We start from the raw sequence: 17,440 nt of genomic DNA, 5'->3' as shown, positions 1-17,440 counted from the left end.
CCTGTTTAAGTTAAGACTTGGTTTGTTCTGACTGGCCAGCGGCCGAAGCTTGTTGTTTATCGTCAGATTTCACTTCCTGTGCTTTGACCTGCGCGCCAGGACGAACTTTTTGCAAACCAGTAATAATCACGCGATCGCCATCTTTCAGACCTTCCGTCACCAGCCATTTATCGCCAATCGCCTGCGTGGCAGTGATGTTGCGCGTTTCGACTTTGTCATCAGCCCCGACAACCAGTGCGCTCGCGTCGCCACGTGGCGTACGGGTGACACCCTGCTGAGGCACCAGAAGTGCGGTTGGGTTGGTGCCTTCTTCCAGACGCGCGCGAACGAACATACCAGGTAAGAGTGTCTTATCCGGGTTCGGGAAAATCGCACGTAAGGTGATGGAACCGGTGGTTTGGTCGACCGTCACATCGGAGAATTCCAGTGTGCCTGTCTGCGGGAACTTGATACCGTCATTGGTCACGAGCTCCACTTTGGCTTTACCGTTTTCCTGCTTCAGCGTGCCATTTGCCAGCTCTTGTTTCAGGCGCAGGAAATCGTTGCTGGACTGGGTCACGTCAACGTAAATCGGATCAAGCTGCTGCACGGTGGCCAACGCGTTGGTCTGACCGTTCTGCACCAGCGCCCCTTCCGTGACGGAAGATTTACCGATGCGACCGCTGATTGGGGAGGTCACTTTGGTATAGGCGAGGTTGATACGCGCTGTTTCCACTGCAGCTTTCGCGGCAATCACGGCGGCGTTGGTCTGCTGTGCATCAGACAGGGCAGTGTCATAATCCTGTTGACTGATGTACTTGGTACCGAGCAGTTTTTTGTAACGGTTCAGCGTCAGTTGGGAGATTTTGGCTGCAGCTTCTGCTTTCGCCAGATCGCCTTTCGCGCTCTCATAGGAGGCCTGGTAGGTTGCCGGATCAATCTGATACAGAGACTCGCCAGCTTTCACTTCACCACCCTCGGTGAAGTTACGTTTCAGGATGATACCACTCACCTGAGGACGCACTTCTGCGATGCGGTATGCGCTGGTACGGCCCGGTAATTCTGTCGTTATCTGGAGAGGTTCGGACTTGAGCGTCACCACGCCAACTTCTGGCACCTGCTGAGCTCCTTGTTGAGCCTGTTTGTCGTCACATCCTGTTAGCGCTAAGCTGCCTGAGAGCATCAGAACGACCGCCAGAGGCGTTAACCCTCTGTTTTTGTTCATATGTAAACCTCGAGTGTCCGATTTCAAATTGATCAATGGTCCTGAGTCCAAAAACCCATTGCTGCGTTTATATTATCGTCATGCTATGGTACATACATTCACAAATGTATGTAAATCTGACTCCTGTAAATTCACTAACGTATGGCACGAAAAACCAAACAACAAGCGCTTGAAACCCGACAACACATTCTGGATGTGGCTATGCGTTTGTTTTCTCAGCAGGGTGTTTCGTCAACCTCGCTGGCGCAGATTGCTCAGGCCGCGGGCGTCACGCGGGGAGCGATTTACTGGCATTTTAAAGACAAGACAGATCTGTTCAGTGAAATCTGGCAACTCTCAGAGTCCAGCATTAGCGATCTTGAGACTGAGTATCGGGCAAAATTCCCCGAGGATCCACTCTCAGTATTAAGAGAAATATTAGTATATATCCTTGAAGCAACGGTAGTTGAAGAACGTCGCAGGTTAATGATGGAAATCATCTACCATAAATGCGAGTTGGTTGGAGAGATGGCGGTCGTCCAGCAGGCGCAGCGCAGCCTGTGTCTGGAAAGCTACGATCGCATTGAACAGGTCCTCACCCAGTGCATGCAGGCGAACCAGCTGCCGGCGACGTTAATGACCCGACGGGCGGCAGTCCTGATGCGCAGTTATATTTCCGGCCTGATGGAAAACTGGCTTTTCGCCCCGGACTCCTTTGACCTGAAGAACGAAGCCCGCAGCTATGTCGCTATTTTCCTGGAGATGTGCCAGCTCTCCCCGACGCTGCATGGCAAGTCAGGCTCGCTAACAGCCTGACGCGATTCCAGGATTTCTCTTAGAGGCTCACGTTCGCGCTATTCTGCTTCAGGCGAGCGTGATATCCTGCACGCCGGACTATTTTCGGTCATCTTCTGACATCATTCACAACTATGCTGCACACCAATCGCTCGCAACATCCTGTTCTTGTATTTTTATTGGCGACGCTGTTTTTCTTCGCAACGGCACCGCTTTCCTGGGCCCGCGCCGATAACAACAATGACATCCCTTCACGCAGTGATGTTCAGTCGCAACTCGACACCCTGAATAAACAAAAAGACCTCTCTGCTCTGGATAAGCTCGTTCAGCAGGATCTGACGGAGACGCTGGAAACGCTTGATAAAATTGAGCGTGTTAAAGCGGAAACCACACAGCTTCGGCAGAAAGTGGCGCAGGCGCCTGAAAACATGCGTAAGGCCACGGAATCGCTGAATGCCCTGAGCGATGTGGATAATGACGACGAAACCCGTAAAACGCTCGCGACCCTGTCATTGCGTCAGCTGGAATCGCGCGTCGCACAGCTGCTCGACGATCTGCAAACGGCGCAGTCCGATCTCGGCACGTACAACAGCCAGCTTGTCTCCCTGCAAACCCAGCCCGAGCGCGTGCAAAATGCGATGTACGCCGCCTCTCAGCAGCTGCAGCAGATCCGCAACCGTCTGAACGGCACGTCGGTTGGCGAAGGTACCCTGCGCCCAACGCAGCAAACGCTGCTGCTGATGCAACAGGCCTTACTGAATGCACAAATCGAACAGCAGCGTAAAAGCCTGGAAGGGAATACGGTGCTGCAGGATACGCTCCAGAAGCAGCGCGACTACGTAACGGCGAACATTAATCGTCTGGAACATCAGCTTCAGCTGTTGCAGGAGGCGGTTAACAGCAAGCGCCTTACGCTGACGGAGAAAACGGCTCAGGAAGCCGTCTCACCGGACGAAACTGCCCGCATTCAGGCGAACCCGCTGGTGAAACAGGAGCTCGAGGCTAACCATCAACTGAGCCAGCGCCTGATACTGGCAACAGAAAGCGGTAACTCGCTGGTTCAGCAAAATATCAGAGTGAAAAACTGGCTGGACCGCGCGCTGCAGGCTGAACGCAACATTAAAGAGCAGATTGCGGTTCTGAAAGGCAGCCTGCTGCTGTCGCGTATTCTCTACCAGCAACAGCAGACGCTGCCGTCCGCCGATGAGCTCGAGGACATGACCAACCGCATTGCGGATTTGCGTCTGGAACAATTCGATGTGAACCAGCAGCGCGACGCCCTTTTCCAGAGCGATACGTTTGTCGCCAAATTGGAAGAAGGCCATTCCAGTGAAGTGAACCCGGAAGTTCACGACGCTCTGCTGCAGGTTGTGGATATGCGCCGCGAGCTGCTCGACCAGCTCAACAAACAGCTCGGCAACCAGCTGATGATGGCGATTAACCTGCAGATCAACCAGCAACAGCTGGTGAGCGTGTCGAAAAGTCTGCAGGAGATCCTGACCCAGCAGATTTTCTGGGTTAACAGCAACAAGCCGATGGACTGGGACTGGATCAAATCCTTCCCTGAAACGCTGAAGGCGCAGGTTAAGAGCATGAAAATCACCGTAAACTGGGAGAAAGCCTGGCCTGCGGTGATTATTGCCTTCCTGGCGGGGCTCCCGCTGCTGCTGATTGCCGGCCTGATCCGCTGGCGTCTGGGCTGGCTGAAGAAATACCAGGATAAGCTGGCGTCTGAAGTGGGGCAACTGCGTAACGACAGTCAGCTGCACACGCCAAAAGCGATTCTGATCGATCTGATCCGCGCGCTGCCGGTCTGCCTGATTATTCTGGCGGTGGGGCTTATCCTGCTGACGATGCAGCTCAACATCAGCGACCTGCTGTGGGCGTTCAGTAAAAAACTGGCCCTGTTCTGGCTGGTGTTTGGCGTGTGCTGGAAAGTGCTGGAAAAAGACGGCGTTGCGGTGCGTCATTTCAACATGCCTGCGCAACTGACCAGCCACTGGCGTCGTCAGATTGTACGCGTCAGCCTGGCACTGTTGCCGCTGCACTTCTGGTCCGTTGTCGCTGAGCTGTCTCCGCTGCACCTGATGGACGATGTCATGGGCCAGTTGGTTATTTTGCTGAACCTGCTGCTCATTGCCATCCTGATGTGGCCGATGTGCCGCGACAGCTGGCGGGATAAAGAGTCTCACAACATTCGTCTGGCCACCGTGACGGTACTGGCGATTATTCCACTGGCACTGATGGTGCTCACGGCGACGGGGTACTTCTATACCACGTTGCGCCTGTCCGGACGCTGGATTGAAACCGTCTATCTGGTGATCGTCTGGAACCTGCTCTATCAGACCGTACTGCGCGGCCTGAGCGTGGCGGCTCGCCGCATCGCTTATCGTCGTGCCATCGCGCGTCGCCAGCATCAGGTGAAGGAGGGGGCCGAAGGCGCAGAGCCACAGGAAGAGCCAACCATCGCGCTGGAGCAGGTTAACCAGCAGACACTGCGTATCACCATGCTGGTGATGATCGCGCTGTTTGCGGTGATGTTCTGGGCGATCTGGTCTGATTTAATCACCGTCTTCGCCTACCTCGACAGTATCACCCTCTGGCAATACAACGGCACCGAAGCGGGCGCCGCGGTAATGAAAAGCGTGACCATGGGCAGCCTGCTCTTTGCCCTGGTGTCGTCAGTGGTAGCCTGGGCGTTGATTCGAAACCTGCCAGGCCTGCTTGAAGTGCTGGTGCTGTCGCGTCTGAACCTGCGTCAGGGGGCGTCGTATGCCATCACCACCATCCTCAACTACGTCATTATTATTGTCGGGGCGATGACGGTCTTTGGATCGCTTGGCGTCTCGTGGGATAAGCTGCAGTGGCTGGCGGCCGCGCTCTCTGTCGGTCTCGGTTTTGGCTTGCAGGAGATCTTCGGTAACTTTGTTTCCGGCCTGATTATCCTGTTCGAACGTCCGGTACGTATCGGTGATACCGTCACCATCGGCACCTTCTCGGGAACGGTCAGTAAGATCCGTATTCGTGCCACCACCATCACCGACTTCGATCGCAAAGAGGTGATCATCCCGAACAAAGCGTTCGTCACCGAGCGACTGATCAACTGGTCGCTCTCCGACACCACAACGCGCGTCGTCATTCGGCTGGGTGTGGCCTACGGCTCCGATCTGGATAAAGTGAAAGAGGTGTTGTTAAAAGCCGCGAAATCGCATCCTAAGGTGATGCACGAGCCCGCCCCAGATGTGTTCTTCACCACCTTCGGGCCGAGCACGCTGGATCACGAGTTGCGGTTATACGTGCGTGAGCTGCGCGATCGCAGCTACACCGTGGATGAGCTGAACCGCACTATCGATCGTCTGTGCCGTGAAAATAACATTAACATCGCCTTCAACCAGCTTGAAGTTCACCTGCGTAACGAGAAAGGTGATGAGCATACGGAAGTGAAGCGCGAGATTCAGGGTGACGATCCTACCCCGGCGTAATTCAGGTTCCCTCTCCCGGTGGGAGAGGGGCAGGGTGAAGGCGACTGGCCTTCACCTTGCCTTCAAAATCCGTCTTCACTATCTCAAGTGCTTTCAGCACCGTCTGGGCAGGGATGTCATGATTCTCCAGCAGCATAATCAAATCGACGGCCAGCTTGACCTCATCGGGTGCATTTTCCAGTGACATTTACGGCTCCTGTTAACGGGTCAGACGTTCAATGACGCGTTCAATTTCATCCAGTGCCTGACGGCAACGAACGATGCGGCCCTCGAGGGCGCTAATCTCTCGCATTAATAACTGCTGCTCTTCCAGCGTCTCGCTTGCGTTCAGGCGCGTTTCCCGCTCCCGCTTCATCTCAAACAGACGGCGCGCAAACTCCTGGTTCTCCAGCCGCTTGCGCTGCCATTTACCGAGACCCGGCGACGCGCTGTCCCAGACGCGTAGCGGCCAGGCGGTCATTTCACGGTGCAGGGCGGTGATCTGCTCGGTGAGATGTTCCGCAAGCCAGGCGACTTGTTGCTGTTGGTTGTTCTCAACCGCGTGGCGCAACTCATCAAGATTCGTCTGCGCTTCAGCAACATAATCCTGGATGCGCGTGCTGCGGGTACGAAAAAGCTGCCGGTCAAAGCGCGGCTTCAGCGTAGCATGCCCCATTAACGGCGTAGCCTGCGCGCGCAGGGTGGACAGCTGATTTTGCAGCGTCTCCAGAAGCAGGGCTGTTTTCAATACGCTCTCCAGTGGTAAAGTAGCCGTTCAGTTTGATAACGATTCGCATTATGCAGCGTACTATTTTAATCATCATTGGCTGGCTCGCGGTAGTGTTAGGCACGCTGGGCGTGGTTTTGCCCTTATTGCCCACCACACCTTTTATCCTGCTGGCAGCCTGGTGCTTCGCCCGTTCATCGCCGCGCTTTCACCACTGGCTGCTGTACCGCTCCTGGTTTGGCGGCTATTTGCGCCACTGGCAAAAACATCGGGCAATGCCGCCCGGTGCGAAGCCGCGTGCGATCGCGGTGATCCTGATTACCTTTGCCATTTCATTATGGCTGGTGAAAATGATGTGGGTGCGCATTCTGTTGCTGACGATCCTCGCCTGTCTGCTTTTCTTTATGTGGCGGATCCCCGTGGTTGATGAAAAGCAACAAAAGCACTGAAGCCTTATAATGGCTGTTGCAATTATTGCGCGCAGCCAGTAAATTCGACCGTTTTCGAGCACAGCTGCGCCTGGTCAAAGGTTAAACAATTGTTACCCTGGCCGACTCGTTGCGCGCTGTGAGTAACACTGTTTCATTTAGGCACAAACCGATGACCGCAACTGCACAGCAGCTTGAATATCTGAAAAACAGCATCAAAAGTATCCAGGACTATCCAAAGCCTGGCATTCTTTTCCGTGATGTCACCAGCTTGCTGGAAGACCCGAAAGCGTACGCGCTCAGCATTGAACTGCTGGTCGAGCGTTATAAAAACGCCGGGATCACCAAAGTAGTGGGTACCGAAGCCCGTGGATTCCTGTTTGGCGCGCCGGTCGCGCTGGCAATGGGTGTTGGCTTTGTGCCGGTGCGTAAACCGCGCAAACTGCCGCGTGAAACCATCGCAGAGAGCTACGAACTGGAGTACGGCACCGATCAGCTGGAAATCCACGTTGATGCGATCAAGCCTGGCGATAAAGTGCTGGTGGTTGACGATCTGCTGGCGACCGGCGGCACGATTGAAGCGACCGTGAAGCTGATCCGTCGTCTGGGTGGTGAAGTGACCGACGCGGCATTCATCATTAACCTGTTCGATCTGGGTGGCGAACAGCGCCTGGAAAAACAGGGCATTACCAGCTACAGCCTGGTGCCTTTCCCGGGTCATTAATCCCGGTTTTCACAACCTCGCTCAATGGGTGAGGTTGTGATAGCATTCCCCTCCATAAATTCACCTTCCAGCGTTGCAGAGCCTGCCCATGAGTTATCAGGTGTTAGCCCGTAAATGGCGACCACAAACCTTTGCTGACGTTGTCGGTCAGGAGCATGTGCTGACGGCCCTGGCGAACGGCTTGTCGCTAGGTCGCATCCATCACGCTTATCTTTTCTCCGGCACCCGCGGCGTCGGTAAGACCTCTATTGCCCGTTTGCTGGCAAAAGGTCTGAACTGCGAAACCGGGATCACCGCCACGCCGTGCGGCGTGTGTGACAACTGCCGTGAAATTGAGCAGGGGCGCTTTGTCGATCTGATTGAGATCGACGCCGCCTCGCGCACGAAAGTGGAAGATACCCGCGATCTGCTCGACAACGTGCAGTACGCGCCGGCGCGTGGCCGCTTCAAGGTCTACCTGATCGATGAAGTGCACATGCTGTCACGCCACAGCTTCAACGCCCTGCTGAAAACGCTGGAAGAGCCGCCCGCGCATGTGAAATTCCTGCTGGCGACCACCGATCCGCAAAAGCTGCCGGTCACTATTTTGTCGCGCTGCCTGCAGTTCCATCTGAAGGCGCTGGACGTCGAGCAGATCCGCGCTCAGCTTGAACATATTCTTGATGAAGAGAAGATTGTCCACGAACCGCGCGCCCTGCAGCTGTTGGCCCGCGCAGCAGACGGCAGCCTTCGTGATGCCTTAAGTCTCACCGACCAGGCGATCGCCAGCGGTGACGGTAAACTCTCGACCGACGCGGTCAGCACCATGCTCGGCACGCTGGATGACGATCAGGCGCTTTCTCTCATCGAAGCGATGATTTCCGCCAACGGTGAACGCGTTATGTCGCTGGTGAACGCCGCGGCTGCCCGGGGCATTGAATGGGAAGCGCTGCTGGTTGAGATGCTGAGTCTGCTGCACCGCGTGGCAATGCTGCAGCTTTCTCCGTCAGCCATCGGTGCCGATATGGCGGTTATTGAACACCGGATGCGTGAACTTGCGCGCACCGTCCCACCGGCTGACGTGCAGCTTTATTACCAGACGCTGCTGATTGGCCGCAAAGAGCTGCCGTTTGCGCCGGATCCCCGGATGGGCGTTGAAATGACCCTGCTGCGTGCGCTGGCGTTCCATCCGCGCATGCCTCTGCCGGAGCCGGAAGTGCCCCGACAGTCTTTTGCTCCGGTCGCCCCCACTGCGGTGATGTCGCCTCAGCAGGTGCCACCGCAGCCGACGGCTCCCCCGCAGCAGAACGTACCGCTGCCGGAGGCCACCAGTTCGGTGCTTGCCGCACGAAGCCAGTTGCAACGTGCTCAGGGAGCAACCAAACCAAAAAAGAGTGAACCGGCAGCGCCAGGAAGAGCGCGGCCGGTGAACAACGCCGCGCTTGAACGACTGGCTTCGGTTACGGAGCGCGTTCAGTCGCGCCCTGCACCGTCCGCGCTCGAGCAAAAAGCCCCGGTGAAAGAAGAGGCTTACCGCTGGAAGGCAACGACCCTCGTCGAAGAGGTGAAAGAAGAAGTTGCCACACCGAAAGCGCTAAAAAAGGCGCTGGAGCATGAAAAAACACCTGAGCTTTCCGCGAAACTTGCCGAAGAGTCTATTGAGCGTGACGCGTGGGCCGCAGAGGTCAGTAAACTGCAGTTGCCGAAGCTGGTTGAGCAGGTCGCGCTGAATGCCTGGAAAGAGCAGGACGGTCATCAGGTACGTTTACACCTGCGACCGGGTCAGCGGCACCTGAATTCCCCTGGCGCGCAAAAAGCGCTGGCCGAGGCGCTCACCGCATTACACGGTGCACCGGTTGAATTGACTATCATTGAAGATGATAATCCGGCGGTGCGAACGCCACTGGAATGGCGTCAGGCAATTTATGAAGAGAAGCTCGCGCAGGCGCGCGAGTCGATTATCGCGGATAACAATATCCAGACTCTGCGCCGGTTCTTCGACGCCGATCTGGATGAAGAGAGTATTCGCCCCATTTGATCGTGAGTCTGACTTACGGTTGTAATCCATAAACGTGAAAGAAGAGAGAAGCCTATGTTTGGTGGAAAAGGCGGTCTGGGTGGCCTGATGAAGCAGGCTCAGCAGATGCAGGAAAAAATGCAGAAGATGCAGGAAGAGATCGCTCAGCTGGAAGTCACGGGTGAATCCGGTGCCGGTCTGGTCAAGGTGACCATCAACGGTGCGCATAACTGCCGTCGCGTTGAAATCGACCCAAGCCTGCTCGAAGACGACAAAGACATGCTGGAAGATCTGGTTGCAGCCGCGTTTAACGATGCTGCGCGCCGTATCGATGAAACTCAGAAAGAGAAAATGGCCTCTGTTTCCAGCGGTATGCAACTGCCGCCTGGCTTCAAGATGCCATTCTGATGCAAACCAGTCCGCTGCTCACGCAGTTAATGGAAGCACTGCGCTGTCTGCCGGGTGTCGGCCCGAAGTCGGCGCAGCGCATGGCGTTTACGCTATTGCAGCGCGACCGCAGCGGCGGGATGCGCCTGGCGCAGGCTTTGACCCGTGCCATGTCAGAAATTGGTCACTGTGCGGATTGCCGTACCTTTACCGAGCAGGACGTGTGTAACATCTGCACTAATCCGCGTCGTCAGGAAAATGGTCAGATTTGCGTGGTGGAGAGTCCGGCGGACATCTACGCCATCGAACAGACCGGGCAGTTTTCTGGCCGCTATTTTGTGCTGATGGGGCATCTCTCCCCGCTGGACGGTATTGGCCCGGACGATATCGGTCTCGATCGCCTTGAACAGCGTCTTGAGTCCGAAACGATCAAAGAGGTGATCCTCGCCACCAACCCAACGGTGGAAGGGGAAGCTACGGCCAACTACATCGCCGAATTGTGCGCACAGTATGGCGTTGACGCCAGCCGCATCGCTCACGGCGTGCCAGTGGGCGGTGAGCTGGAGATGGTGGACGGCACCACGCTGTCCCACTCTCTGGCTGGACGTCACAAGATTATTTTCTGACCAAACGGAGGCTGTAATCGCGGCCTCCGCTTGAAATTCTCCCCTCGTATCCCCATCTCTCCCTCAACGTTTTAAAACCCCATTAAATGGCATTGTTGAGGTCGACATAGATGAAAGGACAAGAAACCCGTGGTTTCCAGTCAGAAGTAAAACAGCTTCTGCACCTGATGATCCATTCCCTGTATTCCAACAAAGAAATCTTCCTGCGTGAGCTGATTTCCAACGCCTCCGATGCGGCGGACAAGCTGCGCTTCCGCGCCCTGTCTAACCCGGATCTGTACGAAGGCGACGGAGAGCTGCGCGTGCGCGTCTCTTTCGATAAAGAGAACCGTACCCTGACTATCGCCGATAACGGCATTGGTATGAACCGCGACGAGGTCATCGACCATCTCGGGACCATTGCTAAATCCGGTACCAAAGCGTTCCTCGAATCAATGGGCTCCGATCAGGCGAAAGACAGCCAGCTGATCGGCCAGTTCGGTGTGGGCTTCTACTCGGCGTTCATCGTTGCGGACAAAGTTACCGTACGTACCCGCGCAGCAGGCGACAGTGCGGATCACGGCGTCTTCTGGGAATCTAAAGGCGAAGGCGAATACACCGTTGATGACATCACCAAAGCGGACCGCGGTACCGAAATCACCCTTCACCTGCGTGAAGGCGAAGATGATTTCCTGAATGACTGGCGCGTGCGCTCCATCATCAGCAAATACTCCGACCATATTGCCCTGCCGGTTGAGATTGAAAAACAGGAAGAGAAAGACGGTGAAACCGTGGTGTCCTGGGAGAAAATCAACAAGGCGCAGGCGCTGTGGACGCGCAATAAGTCTGAAATTAAAGACGACGAATACAACGAATTCTACAAACACATCGCCCACGACTTTACCGATCCGCTCACCTGGAGCCACAACCGTGTGGAAGGTAAGCAGGAGTACACCAGCCTGCTGTATATCCCGTCACAGGCGCCGTGGGATATGTGGAACCGCGATCACAAGCACGGTCTGAAGCTGTACGTCCAGCGCGTATTTATCATGGATGACGCCGAGCAGTTCATGCCGAACTACCTGCGCTTTGTGCGTGGTCTCATTGACTCCAACGATCTGCCGCTGAACGTCTCCCGTGAAATTCTGCAGGACAGCACCGTCACCCGCAACCTGCGTAATGCACTGACCAAACGTGCGCTGCAGATGCTGGAAAAACTGGCGAAAGACGATGCAGAAAAATACCAGACCTTCTGGAAACAGTTCGGTCTGGTGCTGAAAGAGGGCCCTGCGGAAGATACATCCAACGTAGAAGCCATTGCTAAACTGCTGCGTTTCGCTTCCACTCACACCGATTCCTCTGCGCAGACCGTGTCGCTGGAAGAGTACGTCTCCCGCATGAAAGAAGGGCAGGAGAAGATCTACTACATCACCGCCGACAGCTACGCCGCGGCGAAGAGCAGCCCACACCTCGAGCTGCTGCGTAAGAAAGGCATCGAAGTACTGCTGCTCTCTGACCGCATCGACGAATGGATGATGAACTACCTGACCGAGTTCGACGGTAAGGCGTTCCAGTCCGTCGCCAAAGCCGATGAGTCGATCGATAAACTGGCCGATGAAGTGGACGAAAGCGCGAAAGAAGCGGAGAAGGCGCTGGAGCCTTTCGTTGAGCGCGTGAAAACGCTGCTGGGCGATCGCGTGAAAGAGGTGCGTTTCACTCACCGTCTGACCGATACCCCGGCCATTGTCACCACGGATGCGGATGAAATGAGCACCCAGATGGCGAAACTGTTCGCTGCGGCGGGCCAGGCGATGCCAGAAGTGAAATATATCTTCGAGCTGAACCCGGATCATCCGCTGGTGAAACGCGCGGCGGATACGCAGGACGAAGCACGCTTTGCCGAGTGGGTTGAGCTCCTGCTGGATCAGTCTCTGCTGGCCGAGCGCGGCACGCTGGAAGATCCTAACCTGTTCATTAAACGTGTGAATGCGCTGCTGCTGGCGTAATTGACCCGCCTCCCCCTGGTCTTCTCCCTCTCCTGTGGGAGAGGACCGGGGGAGGGCACCAGACCGCTCCTTCCCGTTAATCTCCCTTCATTAACCGTTTCAGCCCGCCTGCCTTCCTTGAGCCATATCCGTTCTGGTGGTATTGTTTAGCGCTTTTGAAAAATTGAATCGACTTTTGAGGGGATTTTCGCAATGCGTATTATTCTGCTTGGCGCTCCGGGCGCGGGTAAAGGAACTCAGGCTCAGTTCATCATGGAGAAATACGGTATTCCGCAAATCTCCACCGGTGATATGCTGCGCGCCGCTGTTAAATCTGGCTCCGAGCTGGGTAAACAAGCGAAAGACATCATGGACGCAGGCAAGCTGGTGACCGACGAGCTGGTTATCGCTCTGGTCAAAGAGCGCATTGCTCAGGAAGACTGCCGTAACGGTTTCCTGCTGGACGGCTTCCCACGCACCATTCCTCAGGCTGATGCCATGAAAGAAGCGGGCATCAACGTGGACTACGTGCTCGAGTTCGACGTGCCGGACGAGCTGATCGTTGACCGTATTGTTGGTCGTCGCGTACACTCTGCCTCTGGCCGCGTTTACCACATCAAATTCAACCCGCCTAAGGTTGAAGGTAAAGATGACGTTACCGGTGAAGAGCTGACCACCCGTAAAGACGATCAGGAAGAGACCGTGCGTAAACGTCTGGTGGAATACCATCAGATGACCGCTCCGCTGATCGGTTATTACACCAAAGAAGCGCAGGCGGGTAACACTAAATACGCGAAAGTTGACGGCACCAAAGCCGTTGCTGACGTTCGTGCAGAGCTGGAAAAAATCCTCGGCTAATTGCACCTCTCTCACCCGGGCTCTCCGGGTGAGAAAAATTCTCATCTTACCTATTGCAGCAATGGGTTTCGTTTAAACGCTTTTCCGCTACAATTGAAAACCATTCAAATGGTTAAGAGGCGTGAATGAGTCAGGCGAAAACCGGCATCCTGCTTGCCAATCTGGGTACACCAGATGCACCGACATCAGAAGCGGTAAAACGCTACCTGCGACAATTTTTAAGCGACACGCGCGTCGTGGATACCCCAAGACTGTTGTGGTGGCCGCTGCTGCGTGGCGTCATTCTGCCGATTCGTGCCCCACGTGTCGCAAAGCTTTATCAGTCCGTCTGGATGGAAGAGGGCTCACCGCTGATGGTGTATAGCCGTCGGCAGGAAAAAGCGCTGGCTGCCCGTCTGCCGGATATGCCCGTCGCGCTGGGCATGAGCTACGGTAAACCGTCACTGGAAAGCGCGGTCGACTCACTGCTGGCGCAGGGCGTCGACCACATTGTGGTGCTCGCCCTTTATCCGCAGTATTCCTGCTCGACGGTTGCCGCCGTCTGGGATGAGCTGGCTCGTATTCTGGCGACCCGCCGCCGTATTCCTGGCGTGACCTTTATTCGCGATTACGCCGATAACGAACGCTATATTAAAGCGCTTGCCAGTAGCGCGCGCGCGTCGTTTGAAAAACATGGCGAGCCGGATCTGCTGTTGCTCTCCTATCACGGGATCCCGCAGCGCTTCGCCAATGAAGGGGATGATTACCCGCAGCGCTGCCGCGATACTACCCGTGAGCTGGTCTCAGCCCTCGGCCTGCCGCCAGAGAAAGTGATGATGACCTTCCAGTCGCGTTTTGGCCGCGAGCCGTGGTTAACGCCTTATACCGACGAAACCCTCAAAATGCTCGGTGAGAAGGGCGTGAAACATATTCAGGTGATGTCACCCGGTTTCTCCGCCGACTGTCTGGAAACGCTGGAAGAGATTGCCGTGCAGAACAGAGAGTTCTTCCTCGAGGCGGGCGGAACGAAATATGAATATATTCCGGCCCTTAACGACTCGCCTGAGCATATCGAGATGATGGTGTCACTGGTGACAAACAGCCGCTGATCGCACTATGGGCCGGGTTTGTGCTACCATTCCCGGCCCATAATCCTTGCACAGTTCAGACCCATGAAATTTCCCGGTAAACGCAAATCTAAACACTACTTTCCCGTTGATGCCCGCGATCCGCTCCTGCAGCAAATCCAGCCGGAAAATGAAACCAGCGCCGCATGGGTCGTCGGTATCGATCAGACGCTGGTGGACATTGAAGCTAAAGTGGATGATGCGTTTGTCGCTCGTTACGGTCTGAGCGCCGGTCACTCGCTGGTGATTGAGGACGATGTTGCCGAAGCCCTGTATCAGGAGCTGACGCGTGAAAACCTGATCACCCATCAGTTTGCCGGTGGCACTATCGGCAACACCATGCACAACTACTCGGTGCTTGCCGACGACCGCTCTGTGTTATTGGGCGTCATGTGCAGCAACATCGAAATTGGTGGCTACGCCTACCGTTATTTGTGCAATACCTCCAGCCGCACCGATCTGAACTACCTTCAGGGCGTTGACGGGCCGATTGGCCGCTGCTTCACGCTGATCAGCGATTCCGGCGAACGTACCTTTGCCATCAGCCCCGGCCACATGAATAAGCTGCGTGCAGAGAGCATTCCGGAAGCGGTGATAGCGGGTGCGTCTGCACTGGTGCTGACGTCGTATCTGGTGCGCTGTAAACCCGGCGAGCCGATGCCGGCAGCCACCATGAAAGCGATTGAGTACGCGAAGAAATACAATGTGCCGGTCGTTCTGACGCTGGGCACCAAATTCGTGATAGCCGACAACCCCGAGTGGTGGCAGGCCTTCCTGAAGGAACACGTCTCGATTCTGGCGATGAACGAAGAAGAGGCTGAAGCGTTGACCGGCGAGAGCGATCCGCTGCTGGCCTCCGATAAAGCGCTCGACTGGGTCGATCTGGTGCTCTGCACGGCCGGACCGGTAGGGCTATATATGGCAGGCTTCACGGAAGAAGAGAGCAAACGCAAAACGCAGCATCCACTGCTGCCAGGCGCCATTGCCGAGTTTAACCAGTACGAGTTCAGCCGCGCGATTCGCCATAAAGATTGCGAAAACCCGCTGCGTATTTACTCCCACATCGCGCCGTATATGGGCGGGCCAGAAAAGATCATGAATACCAATGGCGCGGGAGATGGCGCACTGGCGGCGCTGCTGCATGACATCACTGCGAATGCCTACCATAAAACCAACGTCCCGAATTCCAGCAAGCACAAATTCAACTGGCTGACCTATTCGTCGCTGGCGCAGGTGTGTAAGTACGCGAACCGCGTGAGTTATCAGGTGCTGAACCAGCACTCGCCGCGCTTAACCCGCGGTCTGCCGGAAAGGGAAGATAGCCTCGAAGAAGCCTACTGGGATCGATAAAGGCAAAACGGCAACCTTGCGGTTGCCGTATTCGTGTTTGTACCCTCTCCCGGTAGGAGAGGGGCAGTCAAGGGCTGCAGGAGGCACGCTTACCCCGTCACCACCTCGTCAACCGGCGGTTTCGTTAACAGCGTCAGCATCGCTTTTGCAATTTCGCGTTCACCCATCACCACCTGATCTGCACCACGTTCGGTAATGTACTCCACCTCATCGTCATAATGGGCGCGGGCAATGATCTCAATATTCGGGCACTTCTCACGTGCGGACGCCACAATTTCACCCGCTTCATAGCCGTTTGGAATGGTCAGCAGCAACCAGCGCGCGCAGTCCAGATGCGCGAGATTCATGATCTCTTCGTTTGCTGCATTGCCCAACACCGCGCGAACGCCGCGCTCGCGCAGCTCGTCGACGCGGGTACGTGATGTTTCAATCACCACCAGCGGGATCCCCTGCGCCATCAGCTTCTCACCGAGCAGGCTTCCTACGCGGCCAAAGCCGACCAGCAGGGCATGATTGCAAATATCCACCGGGATCTGCTTCTCTTCTTCGATAGCTTCTTCCAGCGTCTGCTCTTCCAGCGTTTCGGTTTTATCGAGGTATTTTTCCAGCAATGCAAACAGGACCGGGTTCAGCATGATGGAGAGGATCGCTCCGGCGAGGACCAGATTTTGCCCGGCCTGCGGCAGCAGATTCAGCGCCATACCCAGGCCCGCCAGAATAAAGGCGAACTCACCAATCTGCGCCAGGCTGGCGGCGATGGTCAGAGCCGTACGCGGCGAGTGGCCAAACATCCGTACCAGGAAGAAGGCGGCAACCGACTTACCAAAGATAATAATCGCCAGGGTGCCCATCACGGCCAGCGGTTGCTGAACCAGAACCATCGGATCAAACAGCATCCCGACGGAGACAAAGAACAGGACGGCGAAGGCGTCGCGCAGCGGCAGCGTATCGTGCGCCGCACGGTGGCTCAGCTCGGATTCGTTCAGCACCATCCCGGCGAAGAACGCGCCCAGTGCAAAGGAGACGTCGAACAGTTCAACGGCACCAAAGGCAATCCCCAGCGCCAGGGCAAGGACAGACAGGGTAAACAACTCACGGGAGCCGGTGGCCGCGCTGCGGGACAGGATCCACGGCACCAGACGGCGGCCCACCAGCATCATAATGGTGATAAACGCCACCACTTTCCCGATGGTGATGCTCATGTCCAGCGCCAGCGTCGCAAAGCCGACGCTCTCTTTTTCCATCATACCGGCGACGGCAGGCAGCAACACCAGCGTCAGCACCATCACCAGGTCTTCCACAATCAGCCAGCCTATCGCGATTTGTCCGCGCTGGCTGTCGATAAGCTGCCTCTCCTCAAGCGCGCGCAGCAGTACGACGGTACTGGCGGTTGAAAGACACAGCCCAAAGACGATACCGGTCATCAGCGACCAGCCAAGCACTGTCGAAAGCGCCATTCCCAGCAGCGTCGCTACGGCTATCTGTGCGATCGCCCCCGGTATGGCGATCGACTTTACCGCCATCAGATCCTTGAGTGAGAAATGCAGACCTACGCCAAACATCAGCAGAATCACGCCTAATTCCGCCAGTTCGGGCGCCAGTTTGGTATCCGCCACGAAACCTGGCGTAAAGGGACCCGCCAGCACACCCGCTAACAAATAGCCCACCAGAGGCGAAATACGCAGTTTATTGGCAATCATGCCGAGGATAAAAGCGAGCACAAGTCCACCAACAATGGTGGTGATAAGCGGTGTGGCGTGATGCATTCCGTCTCCTTTCGTTGTGGGTGTTCCATTTGGTTAAAAAACCAAAAACCGAGTAATAGTTTATGACAA

Annotated in this window: 15 protein-coding genes and 1 other annotated feature; of the genes, 11 read left to right on the top strand and 4 right to left on the bottom strand. The window is 55.8% G+C overall.

From position 1 onward, the window contains the following. Positions 1-10 precede the first annotated feature (10 nt). Positions 11-1,204, bottom strand: a complete 1,194-nt coding sequence (gene acrA, locus F8561_RS02885; RefSeq protein WP_151887127.1) for a multidrug efflux RND transporter periplasmic adaptor subunit AcrA — start codon at positions 1,202-1,204, stop codon at positions 11-13. A 141-nt stretch (positions 1,205-1,345) separates the two neighbouring features. On the opposite strand from acrA, the gene acrR reads away from it, so the two are divergent. Further along, positions 1,346-1,999 carry a multidrug efflux transporter transcriptional repressor AcrR gene (gene acrR / locus F8561_RS02880; RefSeq protein ID WP_014168906.1) on the top strand — a complete coding sequence of 218 codons (654 nt, stop codon included), beginning with the start codon at positions 1,346-1,348 and terminating at the stop codon, positions 1,997-1,999. Positions 2,000-2,112: 113 nt separating this feature from the next. Next, a complete protein-coding gene (gene mscK / locus F8561_RS02875; protein ID WP_151887126.1) occupies positions 2,113-5,460 on the top strand; it encodes a mechanosensitive channel MscK in 3,348 nt (1,115 codons plus the stop codon). 1 nt (position 5,461) lies between these two features. Here mscK and rsmS read toward each other — a convergent pair whose 3' ends face one another. Beyond that, entirely contained in the window at positions 5,462-5,647 is a 186-nt protein-coding gene (gene rsmS / locus F8561_RS02870; RefSeq protein WP_020885184.1) for a pleiotropic regulatory protein RsmS, read from the bottom strand. 12 nt (positions 5,648-5,659) lie between these two features. Next, positions 5,660-6,187: a primosomal replication protein N'' gene (priC, locus tag F8561_RS02865; protein WP_014168909.1), complete on the bottom strand. Its 528-nt coding sequence runs from the start codon at positions 6,185-6,187 to the stop codon at positions 5,660-5,662. 50 nt (positions 6,188-6,237) lie between these two features. On the opposite strand from priC, the gene F8561_RS02860 reads away from it, so the two are divergent. The 9 genes from F8561_RS02860 (at position 6,238) to F8561_RS02820 (ending at position 15,605) form a co-directional block, all read left to right on the top strand. After that, the gene (locus tag F8561_RS02860; RefSeq protein WP_020885182.1) at positions 6,238-6,615 is read left to right on the top strand and encodes a DUF454 family protein; all 378 of its coding nucleotides are present in this window, start codon (positions 6,238-6,240) and stop codon (positions 6,613-6,615) included. A gap of 151 nt (positions 6,616-6,766) precedes the next feature. After that, the gene (apt, locus tag F8561_RS02855) at positions 6,767-7,318 is read left to right on the top strand and encodes an adenine phosphoribosyltransferase (protein WP_000127359.1); all 552 of its coding nucleotides are present in this window, start codon (positions 6,767-6,769) and stop codon (positions 7,316-7,318) included. 88 nt (positions 7,319-7,406) lie between these two features. Next, positions 7,407-9,335, top strand: a complete 1,929-nt coding sequence (gene dnaX / locus F8561_RS02850; protein WP_047744116.1) for a DNA polymerase III subunit gamma/tau — start codon at positions 7,407-7,409, stop codon at positions 9,333-9,335. Next, positions 8,665-8,729, top strand: a sequence feature (DnaX frameshifting element). It overlaps the preceding gene by 65 nt. A gap of 54 nt (positions 9,336-9,389) precedes the next feature. Continuing rightward, positions 9,390-9,722, top strand: a complete 333-nt coding sequence (locus F8561_RS02845) for a YbaB/EbfC family nucleoid-associated protein (RefSeq protein ID WP_010428194.1) — start codon at positions 9,390-9,392, stop codon at positions 9,720-9,722. Beyond that, positions 9,722-10,327 carry a recombination mediator RecR gene (recR, locus tag F8561_RS02840; protein ID WP_006809843.1) on the top strand — a complete coding sequence of 202 codons (606 nt, stop codon included), beginning with the start codon at positions 9,722-9,724 and terminating at the stop codon, positions 10,325-10,327. Before F8561_RS02845 ends, recR begins: the two co-directional genes overlap by 1 nt. Positions 10,328-10,437: 110 nt before the next feature. After that, a complete protein-coding gene (htpG, locus tag F8561_RS02835) occupies positions 10,438-12,312 on the top strand; it encodes a molecular chaperone HtpG (protein WP_014168914.1) in 1,875 nt (624 codons plus the stop codon). 192 nt (positions 12,313-12,504) lie between these two features. Beyond that, the gene (gene adk, locus F8561_RS02830; protein ID WP_151887125.1) at positions 12,505-13,149 is read left to right on the top strand and encodes an adenylate kinase; all 645 of its coding nucleotides are present in this window, start codon (positions 12,505-12,507) and stop codon (positions 13,147-13,149) included. A 125-nt stretch (positions 13,150-13,274) separates the two neighbouring features. Beyond that, complete coding sequence (hemH, locus tag F8561_RS02825; protein ID WP_025204839.1) at positions 13,275-14,237, top strand: ferrochelatase; 963 nt, start codon at positions 13,275-13,277, stop codon at positions 14,235-14,237. A 63-nt stretch (positions 14,238-14,300) separates the two neighbouring features. After that, entirely contained in the window at positions 14,301-15,605 is a 1,305-nt protein-coding gene (locus tag F8561_RS02820) for an inosine/guanosine kinase (RefSeq protein WP_151887124.1), read from the top strand. An 89-nt stretch (positions 15,606-15,694) separates the two neighbouring features. Here the strand turns inward: F8561_RS02820 and ybaL are convergent, their stop codons facing one another. Next, entirely contained in the window at positions 15,695-17,371 is a 1,677-nt protein-coding gene (gene ybaL, locus F8561_RS02815; protein ID WP_014168917.1) for a YbaL family putative K(+) efflux transporter, read from the bottom strand. Positions 17,372-17,440: the final 69 nt, after the last annotated feature.

It is taken from the genome of Enterobacter sp. 198, from assembly GCF_009025585.1.
Taxonomy (GTDB): Bacteria; Pseudomonadota; Gammaproteobacteria; order Enterobacterales; family Enterobacteriaceae; genus Enterobacter; species Enterobacter ludwigii.
Note: the sequence above shows the minus strand (reverse complement) of the source record. Positions and strands in the feature narration are given on the sequence as shown.